General features: G+C 67.1%; 8 protein-coding genes and 1 pseudogene. 4 read left to right on the plus strand and 5 right to left on the minus strand.

What is annotated here, in order from left to right:
- Nucleotides 1-178: 178 nt before the first annotated feature.
- The 4 genes from EPO55_RS08850 to EPO55_RS08865 form a co-directional block, all read right to left on the minus strand.
- Nucleotides 179-1,207 carry an outer membrane beta-barrel protein gene (locus EPO55_RS08850; RefSeq protein ID WP_296336287.1) on the minus strand — a complete coding sequence of 343 codons (1,029 nt, stop codon included), beginning with the start codon at nucleotides 1,205-1,207 and terminating at the stop codon, nucleotides 179-181.
- Nucleotides 1,208-1,634: 427 nt separating this feature from the next.
- A complete protein-coding gene (locus EPO55_RS08855; protein WP_296336289.1) occupies nucleotides 1,635-2,804 on the minus strand; it encodes a hypothetical protein in 1,170 nt (389 codons plus the stop codon).
- Nucleotides 2,801-3,979, minus strand: a complete 1,179-nt coding sequence (locus tag EPO55_RS08860; RefSeq protein WP_296336291.1) for a glycosyltransferase — start codon at nucleotides 3,977-3,979, stop codon at nucleotides 2,801-2,803. The genes EPO55_RS08855 and EPO55_RS08860 overlap by 4 nt, the downstream gene beginning before the upstream one ends.
- Nucleotides 3,979-4,419 carry a hypothetical protein gene (locus EPO55_RS08865; RefSeq protein ID WP_296336293.1) on the minus strand — a complete coding sequence of 147 codons (441 nt, stop codon included), beginning with the start codon at nucleotides 4,417-4,419 and terminating at the stop codon, nucleotides 3,979-3,981. Before EPO55_RS08865 ends, EPO55_RS08860 begins: the two co-directional genes overlap by 1 nt.
- Here EPO55_RS08865 and EPO55_RS08870 point away from each other — a divergent pair.
- From EPO55_RS08870 to EPO55_RS08885, 4 genes are read left to right on the plus strand one after another with little or no spacing between them, the layout of a single operon-like run.
- Nucleotides 4,391-4,948 (plus strand): FkbM family methyltransferase, encoded by a 558-nt coding sequence (locus EPO55_RS08870; RefSeq protein WP_296336294.1) that lies wholly within the window; start codon nucleotides 4,391-4,393, stop codon nucleotides 4,946-4,948. The genes EPO55_RS08865 and EPO55_RS08870 overlap by 29 nt on opposite strands.
- Nucleotides 4,945-5,868: a glycosyltransferase family 2 protein gene (locus EPO55_RS08875; RefSeq protein WP_296336295.1), complete on the plus strand. Its 924-nt coding sequence runs from the start codon at nucleotides 4,945-4,947 to the stop codon at nucleotides 5,866-5,868. The genes EPO55_RS08870 and EPO55_RS08875 overlap by 4 nt, the downstream gene beginning before the upstream one ends.
- A gap of 47 nt (nucleotides 5,869-5,915) precedes the next feature.
- Nucleotides 5,916-7,205, plus strand: a complete 1,290-nt coding sequence (locus EPO55_RS08880) for a glycosyltransferase (RefSeq protein WP_296336296.1) — start codon at nucleotides 5,916-5,918, stop codon at nucleotides 7,203-7,205.
- Nucleotides 7,189-8,676: a glycosyltransferase family 39 protein gene (locus EPO55_RS08885; protein ID WP_296336297.1), complete on the plus strand. Its 1,488-nt coding sequence runs from the start codon at nucleotides 7,189-7,191 to the stop codon at nucleotides 8,674-8,676. The genes EPO55_RS08880 and EPO55_RS08885 overlap by 17 nt, the downstream gene beginning before the upstream one ends.
- Before the next feature lies 1 nt (nucleotide 8,677).
- On the opposite strand, the pseudogene EPO55_RS08890 reads toward EPO55_RS08885, so the two are convergent.
- Nucleotides 8,678-9,008 (minus strand): annotated as a pseudogene (locus EPO55_RS08890) (hypothetical protein); the annotation flags it as partial.

Below are 9,008 nucleotides of genomic sequence, written 5' to 3' on the forward strand. Positions count from 1 at the left end.
CCGGATCGTTTGCGTCACTTGGGAAGGCTGCTGCAGCGTCTTCGTGGACATCGGCGGCTGCTTGTCGCCGCAGGCGGCCAGGCCAAGAACCGCACCGAGCAAGCAGGCCCACAGGAGCAGCGCGCGGCGCCAGGCTGCCTGTTGCGAACGGGAAAGAGCGGCTGCGATTGTCACGACGTCACCGCTTCGCGATCAGGCGGATGGATAGCATGTTGCGGGTAAACGCAGGCCCGCCGGCGGCAACATCGGTCGACCAACCCTGCGTATATTCGTACAGTGGGCCGATCTGGACCTGCGGGCGGAGCGAATACATCACGCCGAGCGAACCCTTGAAGAAATAGTCGGTGCGCGGGGCCACGTTCGCGACGCCGACAGCGGGCGTATAGTCCGCGGAATTGATGGACGTGCCGCCGATGGCCTGCCACGGGCCGTGAACGTCGTAGGTGAAATCCACGCCGAGCGTGGTCGAGACGTAGTTCTGGTAGTTCGCGAGTGCGGACTGGTTGATGCTGCGCAGAAATTGCGGGCGCAGGGTCAATGGCTCGTAGCCATTCCAGCTGCCGCTGAGTCCGAAGGTCGCCGCGCCTGTCGAGGTGCCGTCCGCGATGTACGTCTGCGTCTGGTAGCCGACGAAGCCTTCGAGCTGGCTCTTCGGACCCAGCCGTGTCGTCATGCCGACAGGGAAAATCCAACCTTGGGAGTCGCGCTGCTGGCCGGCGGCGGCGCGGGAGCACCCGCAAACGCCGCCGGCGGCGCGACCGGCGGCGGTGCCGCGTTCAAAGTATTGAGTCCATCGGCAGGGCCAACGTTCTGCACGGGCGCCGCAGACTGAAGCGGACTGGCACCCTGAAGCGGTCCCGCACCCTGCAGCGGACCGGCGCCTTGCAGCGGGCCTGCACCCTGAAGCGGACCCGCACCTTGCAACGGACCCGCACCCTGAAGCGGACCCGCACCCTGCAACGGACCGGCACCTTGAAGCGGACCCGCACCTTGCAGCGGACCGGCGCCTTGCAAAGGACCACCGCCCTGCTGCGGGCCGCCACCCTCTTGCTGTCCTTGAGCTTGCTGTCCTTGAGCTTGCTGTCCTTGAGCTTGCTGTCCTTGAGCTTGCTGGGCCTGAGCGACCTGCTGGTCCTGGCCCTGTGCAGATGGCGTTTGCGCACTCGCTGCGCTGGCGATGGCAATGGACGACACCATTGCAAGACACTGCGCTCTAAATGCAATTTTAACCATAAGACCCAACCCGGCCGCGGCGGTAACCACCATTGCAGCCCATTTTGAAGAGTTCACACCCACTTGGCCCGACCGGCAGAGCTCGGTTCGGTCCCACCCAAGTTAAAGGATAAGTTACTGAATCGCGCTCACGAAGCCAAGCCCCTGCCCGGTCACTGCAATCGATCGAGGGTCCGGTCGAAAACATCGCGGCGCAACTCCAATAAGCCCAATCAATACAGCAAATATACGCCCTTGGCGCCGCCAAGGAGAGTCGGGTCTGATCGACTCTGGTTATTTCACAATCGAAAAAGTCTGCAGTATCACCGCAGACAGAAAATATCACCGCCCGCGCAGGATATCAATACCATTAAAATTCAATTAGATAAATGATCATCCTAATCTAGATACTTAACAAAGTATCAGCCCTCGGAAGGAACCGCGGCGGAGGCAATTGTCCTCAACCGATCCGCGAGTTCCTCGAGGGCGGTGGCAAAACCTGCGGCATTTCCGCACTTCACACGCCAATATCTGCCCAATTTCGCAGTGCGCACCAACAAATCGACATCGGATTCCGAGCTGCCGACGAAGAGCACCGGCTTGCCCGAGTCGATGCAGGCGTAAATCTTCGAAGGCATGACGAAGCCGACGAACGCGTCCTTCAACGTCACGAGATGCGCGTCCGGCGCGCGCAGCAGCCCGGCGAGGCGGTCCAGGGGAACAGGCTCCGATTTGTGGAACGGCAGACCCTGCGCCGTGAAGCGTCGGGCAAGATCGTCGGCCCCGGCACCGGTCGCACTCAGCCACAAGCGAACCCTGCCCGTTCCCGCACGATGATGAAGCCTGTATCCCTCGGCGACCGTTTCGACGTCGTGTGCCACGCCGAAATTTCCAGCATATAGCAGCACGCATGAGCCTCTGAGGTCGGCCGGCAGCGGTTCCGCCACGACGTCGTCGCCGAACGACACGGGCGAGCCATCGCGCACGAGGGTGATGCGCTCTTCGCGGACGCCGGTCTCGCGCAGTCGCTTCAGCTGGTCGAGTCCGAGGACCTCGAAGCCGCCGATCCGTCGCCGCCAGAAATTCGTCAGGCCGAGCAGCAGACCGAGCGCGCGGGACGGGCGATCGCGTGCCGCGATCAGGCACTCGGGATGAAAGTCGGTGATGCGGTAGACGAGGCGGCCACGCCACAGCGGCTTCAGCGGTGCCAGCAGATGAATGAGCAGCGGCGGCGATCCGGTGAATAGGATGCCGTCCGCCGCCCGCAGGGCGCGAAAGCCCGAAACCACCAGCCGCAGGTTCGTGACGGCCGTCCACGCCAGGCGGGCCAGGAAGGAACCACGCGGTACCGGACGGGTCGACAGACGAATCTCTGTCAAGGTCCCCCTGCCCTGCGCCTCCTGCCGGACCGATCCCTCGCCCGAAGAGAGACCGATCAAGGTGACGTCGTGCCCACGCTCGGCCAGGGCGCGGGCGCGCATCTGCATGTACTGGCCGACGGCGCCGAAATCGGGCGGCAGCCAGTCGGCAATGATGACCAACCGGCGCTCGGTGACGGGATCGAACGGGCTCAGTTCCAGCAGGTCGCTCATGGACGTGCCGCGCCGACGTCGCCGAGCGAGCGGTAGAGCGTTTCCATGCGGTGCGCGATCGATGGCCAGCCGTACTGCGCGACGACGAGGGCCCGGCCGGTCTCACCCATGGCGCGACTTCGCGCGGCGTCGGCCAGGAGGGCGTTGAGCCCTTCCGCGATCGCCGCCGGAGCGGTGTCGACGACCAGGCCCGCATGGGCGTCGCGGACGATTTCCGACATGCCGACGTCGGCCGTGGTCAATACCGGAACCCCTCGGCGCATCGCTTCGAACGCCGCCAGGCCGAAATTCTCCGACAGCGACGTCATCGCGAATACGCGCGCCGCGGCAAACAGCGCTTCCTTGTCGGCGCCCGCGACGTGACGGGCGAGAATGGTCACCCGTCCGGCGACGCCGGCGCGTTGCGCCTCGGCCGCCAGGACGGCGGCATGTCCATCGGCATCGTCGCCGGCAATCACGAGGCGCGCCGCGGGCGCGAGCGGCAAGGCCGCGATCAGCCGGTCGAGCCCCTTCTCCCAGCTGATGCGGCCCAGCGCCAGAACCGGCGCGCTGCCCCCGATGGCGCTCGCCACATCGGGCGACAGCGGTGCCGCCGATGGTGCGGGCGGGTCGTCGACGCCATGAGGGATCATGGCGATGGGCGGCAGCTTCCAGCCTAGTCCGGCGATGTGCCCTGCCTCCACCGTCGAGGTAGTGTGGATGGCGGCGGCACGTTCGAGGTTGGTGCGCTCGATCAGCGCGATCCATGCCGCCTTTGCCCAGCGACTCTTGCGGCGCATCAGTTCGGGCACCAGCATGCCTCGCGGCGATATCACGTACGGCACCCGATGCGCCCGTGCCGCCCTGGCTCCGGCCCAGATCGGCCACAGGTAGACGGCGTGGAGATGAACGGCATCGAAGCCCGCGACCTGACGCGCGAGCGCGCGTCCCATGGGCGGCGACCAGTACAGACGGCGCAACAGGCTGCTCGGGAAGTACGTGACCTTGACGCCCTCTAGATCGACCGGGCGCTGCAGCGGCACGTCACTGTCCTGCCCGCCGTCGACGTTCGTGGTGAAGACATGAACGTCGTGCCCCCGTGCGGCGAGGGCGCGACAGAGGGCATGAACCGTACGGATGGGGCCGCCGTATCGAAGCGCGGGCAGGTACGTCGGTACGACGTGGAGAAGGCGCATCAGGTCGGCTGCGTCCGGTCCCCACCGGCACGGGCGTACAGCCACTTGAGGCCGATCGGCAGCGCGAATTTCACCAGCAGGATGTAGACGAGGAAGAACATGATGGTGCTGCCGAACAGCTTGGGCAGGGACATTTCGACGCCGGTGCCTGAAATGTTGTAGATGAACGCCAGCACGATGCCCTGGCGCACCATCCATGGCAGCGGCGATCGCATGAAATAGCGAATGACCCCGGCGATCATCACGCCGAGCGCCGCGATACCCAGCAGCATTCCCGGGAATCCCAGGTCGACGTAGTTTTCGCCCATGTATCCGACACTGATCGACGTCGAGCCGCGAAGCACCTCGGCCGGATCGGCGCCGGTCAGGCGGGCATAGGTCTCGGTGTCGGAGAGCGATTTTGCCCGGGAAGTGCTGCGTGTCTGGCCGCGAGCCCGCATCGCCTGCTTCGAACCCCTGGAAAAGCCGGCCGAGCAGATCGAAGCGCTGCGGGCATCGGCGCCCGGCGTCGAGCTTCACCGCGGCGTGCTCGGACCGGAATTCCGCCAGGAAGTGGAATTCAACATGGCAGAGACAGCGTCGTCGGTACTGCGCGAGCACCATGCGACTCACCCGACCTCCAAGGTCACGCAGTGGACGATCGATTCGGCAGTCCACGACTGGTACGCCGGCGAGGCGCCCGACCTGCTCAAGCTCGATGTCCAGGGCTACGAGCTGCATGTCCTGAAGGGCGGAGCCGCGTCGTTGCCACGCGTCGGTGCGATTCTGGCCGAGGTGAACCTGCTCGACATCCACCAGGGCGTCCCGCTGCTCGATGAGCTCGTGGGCTGGCTCGCCGGCCACGGCTTCGTTGCCTACGACATCTGCGGCATGACCCGCCGGCCGCTCGACGGCGCGCTTTGGCAGATCGACATGCTGTTCGTTCCCCGCGACAGCGCCCTGCGCAGCGACAAGCGTTGGGGCCAATGATCGACGTTTCGATCGTCATCCCGACCTACAACCGGCTCTGGTCGCTTCCCAACGCCGTGCAGTCGTGCCTCTCCACGGCAGCGAAGGTCGAGGTGATCGTCGTCGACAACGGCAGCACCGACGGCACCTGGGAGTGGCTCAGCCAGCAGGCCGGCATCCGGGCGATCCGCATGGACAACTGGGGCAAGGACTGGGCGATCGTTGAGGCGCTCAAGATCGCCGAGGGAGAATATGTCCGCTTCCTCGACTCCGATGACTGGCTGGCCGAAGGCGCGAATGACGCACAGCTCCGGCTGGCGCGCGGCAGCGCAGCCGACGTCGTCGTCGCCGGCTACCAGGACTGCGACGACGACGACGACGGCAGCCTCCACGTCAATTCCTGGGAACCTTGCGACGATTTCATCGCCCAGCAGCTCGGCGAGGGCTGGAGCTCGCACTACTCGGCGTTTCTGTTCCGCCGCGCCTTCATCGCCGATATCCCGCACCGCCAGGATTTCGCGTTCATCGACGACCGGATGTTCATGATCGAGGTCGCGCTCCGCAAGCCGCGCCTCGCCGTGCATGACAAGCCGGCCTTCGTCCACCGCCGGCACTCGCGCGGGCGCCTGCAGATCTCCGGCGGCATCGTGAAGACCGTCGGCACATGGCAGAAGATCATGGTTTACCGCAAGGCGCTGGCCATGCTCGCTGCGGCCGACGAACTCACGCCACGGCGCAAGCGGGCCGGCCTCCGCTTTCTCTGGTCGGCGATGCGCGACCTCGCCAGGACCCATCCGGCGGAGGCCGCCGCCGTCTACGACTGGATCTACGAACTCGACCCCGGCTTCCAGGCCCCCATTCGCCCGAGCCTCGCCCTCGCCTACCGGCTGCTCGGCTTTCGCACGGCCGAACGGCTGGTCAATCTGCGGCGCCGCCCATGAGCCAGCGACCATGAGCCGGCGACCATGAGCCAGCGACCGACCGTGCCATGAGCCTGCGCGTCGTCCATTGCGTCGGATTCTATTTTCCCGACCCGGTCGGGGGAACCGAGGTCTATGTCCGCGACCTCGCCAACGCGCTCCGCGAGCACCGAGTCGAATGCTCGATCGCCGCGTCGACCACCGGTCCCGGGCGCGAGTACGCGTGGGAGGGCATTCCCGTGCTCCGCTATCCAGCGGACTCGAGCGCCGAACAATTCCAGCAGCTTGTCCGCAGGCTGGCGCCGGACGTGTTCCATCTCCATTCGTGGACGACGGGCTCGGGGCTCGACCATCTGCGCCAGGCCGCGGCGCTGGGAATCCCGACCGTCGCCACGTTGCACGTGCCCTCGCCGCTCTGCCTGCGGGGCACGATGCTGCTTGAAGGCAAGGCACCGTGCGACGGCCGGATCGACGAACAGCGTTGCGCCTGCTGCTGGGCCCTCGACCGCGGCGTTCCCGCGCCGGCCGCACGCCTGATCTCGCACCTGCCGAGATGGACACCGCCGCCGTGGCTGGCCCGTTCGCCGGCGCGGCGCCTGGCCACGCTCGCCTCGGCGCGGACGATGGCAGCCGGCCAGGCGGCGCGGCTGCAGGAGCTCGGCCGGCTTTGCGAGCGGATCGTCGTTCCGAGCGACTGGGTGCGCTCGGCGCTGCGCGAGAATGCCATTCCCGACGGCAAGATCCTGCTCAGCCGCCAGGCGGCCAGTACGGCGTTCAGCGACGGCGCTGGACGCGCGCGCCGCGACGCAGGCGAGCATCCGTTGACCATCGGCTTCGTCGGCCGGCTGGAGACTTACAAGGGCGTTCAGACGCTGCTCGAGGCGATGGGGCAAATTCCATCGCATACCTCGCTGCGGCTGATCATCGCCGGCATCAGCGACGATCCTGAAATCCTCCGGCCGATCGAGCAGGCGGCGGCGGCGGATCCCCGCATCGAGCTTATCGGTCCGCTGCCGCATGAGCGCATTCCGGCGTTTCTCGAGAGCCTCGACATCCTGGCCGTTCCCTCGCGCTGGATGGAGACCGGCCCCATCGTCGTGCTCGAAGCCCAGGCGATGGGCGTGCCGGTCATGGGTGCCGATCTCGGCGGCATCGCCGAGCGCATTCGCGACGGCATCGACGGCTGGCTGCTGCCCTTCGACGATCCCCGCGCCTGGGCGGTGGCGATGCAGCAGGCCGCCGCCGATCCCGGCGAGGTCGCCGCGCGCGCGGCCAACAGCGTGCGGTCCCGCTCGGTCGGCGACGTCGCGGCCGAGATGGCGGCCCTCTATGGCGAGATCCATGGCCACTCGACATAGGCCGTACGGCTACGCCGGACTTTTCCTCGCCGCAGCCTTCGTCGTGCTCCAGTGCCTCGACGTCATGACCTATCCGCTGTTCTCCTACGACGAGGCGCTGCTGAATGACGCCGGATGGCAGCTCATCACGACCGGCCGATTCCGCGCCGACATCCTCAGCCTGAACCGTGGCTTCGAAGACCACTATCTCTGGCAGCCGCCCGGCCTGCCGCTCGCGTCCGCGGTGTCCTACCAGCTGTTCGGCTTCGGCATCTGGCAGACCCGGCTCGCCAGCATCCTGTTCGGCGGCCTCGGCGTCTGGGCGGTCTTCGCTTTCGTAAGAAGCATCAACCCGGGCACGACCGGCGCCTGGGTCGCGGCACTGGCGCTGTTCTTCTGGCCGGACTGGGTGCTGACTGCGAAGGAATCGCGGATGGATACCGCGGCGATCATGGCCCTGGTCGTGGCCACGCACCTTGTCGTGCAGTCGCTGCGTCCGGCCGCGAACCCGGCGCTGCGCACCTTCTTCCTGGCCGGACTTTGCGCCAGCGTGGCCACGGTCTTCCACACCGCCGCGCTGCCATGGGGCGCCAGCCTGGCCGTCATCATCCTCGCCTTCGCCCGTGACCGCCTGCGGTCGACGCTCGTCTTCGGCGTCGGCGCCGCGGTCCTGGCCGGCGCCTGGCTGACCTACGCCCAGCAGTTCCTCCCCGAGTTTCAGGCGCAGTATCTGTCGCTGCTCCTGAACCGGTCCGGCGGCGGCGGCATCCTCGATCGATTCGCCGCCGAAGGCGCGCGCTATGCCCTCGAGTTCCGCCGGCTGCCGGCCATCTACCTGCTGGCGCTGGCCGCGCTCGTCGGCATGATCGCGGGACGGCGTTGGCGCGATCGCCAGGTCCGGGCGCTGCTGGCGCTGACCGCATTGCTCCTGCTCCTGCACGCGCTCGTCGCCGGCAAGATCAGCGGCTTCTATACCCTGTACCCGATGACCCTGGTGTTCTGCCTGATCGGCACCGGCATCGAGGCGTGCCTGGCCGAGAGCGGCGCCTTCTGGCGGCGGCGCTGGATCGCGCTCGGGGCGACGGTGGCCTGCCTCGCCTTCATGGCCAACATCGCGGCCTTCTCGGTCGGGCCGAGGCTGCTGGCCTACTGGTTCCAGGGACCTCAGCGCGACTACGCCGTGCAGATGGCGCCGCTGTCGAGCCGGTTGAAGCCGGGCGACCAGGTGTGGGGAAGCGCCGTTGCCTGGATCGCCGTCGTCAAGGCAGGCGCACGCCTGGACGCTCTCGACTGGGTGCCCGGACTCGAAGGCACCCGGCCCGATCCGCAGCGCCACAAGTACGTCGTGGTCGATCGCGACGCATCGTTCGCCGGCGCCGACGGCTATCGCAAGATCGACGGGTTCGGCGCCGAATTGCCCCTGGTGTTCGGCTCGAGGCTGTCCAACAAGCCGTACGATTTCGACCTCTGGCAGTCCAACGCGCTGCAATGACCTAGGCTGTCGCGGCGTCTGGAGGCCGCCTGCCGCGATGGAAGGCCTGCGCCCAGCCCATGCCAAGCACGGCGCTGGTGACGAAGCCGATCGCCGGGATCTGCAGGCTGAAGTCGACCATCGAATGGAGGATCGGCACGGCGGCGATGGCAAAGGCCGCCGCCGGCAGGATCCGGTAGCGCTGTTGCCGCCTGAATCCGCCGCGCAAGCTGGCGCCCCAAGGCAGCAGTACGAGGGCGAACGCCGGGATCGCCCCGATGATCCCCAGCTCGACGATCGTCTCGAGCGGCGTCGAATGGGCGAGGTCGTTCGGCTGCGGGATCGAGGCCGGC

This window comes from Reyranella sp., assembly GCF_004296935.1.
Taxonomy (GTDB): domain Bacteria; phylum Pseudomonadota; class Alphaproteobacteria; order Reyranellales; family Reyranellaceae; genus Reyranella.

Bases quoted from the DNA above. Each gene is read 5' to 3' on its own strand.
- EPO55_RS08885 (WP_296336297.1), top strand. From the start codon at position 7,189: ATGGCCACTCGACATAGGCCGTACGGCTACGCCGGACTTTTCCTCGCC.
- EPO55_RS08865 (WP_296336293.1), bottom strand. From the start codon at position 4,419: ATGCGGGCTCGCGGCCAGACACGCAGCACTTCCCGGGCAAAATCGCTC.
- EPO55_RS08880 (WP_296336296.1), top strand. From the start codon at position 5,916: ATGAGCCTGCGCGTCGTCCATTGCGTCGGATTCTATTTTCCCGACCCG.
- EPO55_RS08860 (WP_296336291.1), bottom strand. From the start codon at position 3,979: ATGCGCCTTCTCCACGTCGTACCGACGTACCTGCCCGCGCTTCGATAC.
- EPO55_RS08855 (WP_296336289.1), bottom strand. From the start codon at position 2,804: ATGAGCGACCTGCTGGAACTGAGCCCGTTCGATCCCGTCACCGAGCGC.
- EPO55_RS08875 (WP_296336295.1), top strand. From the start codon at position 4,945: ATGATCGACGTTTCGATCGTCATCCCGACCTACAACCGGCTCTGGTCG.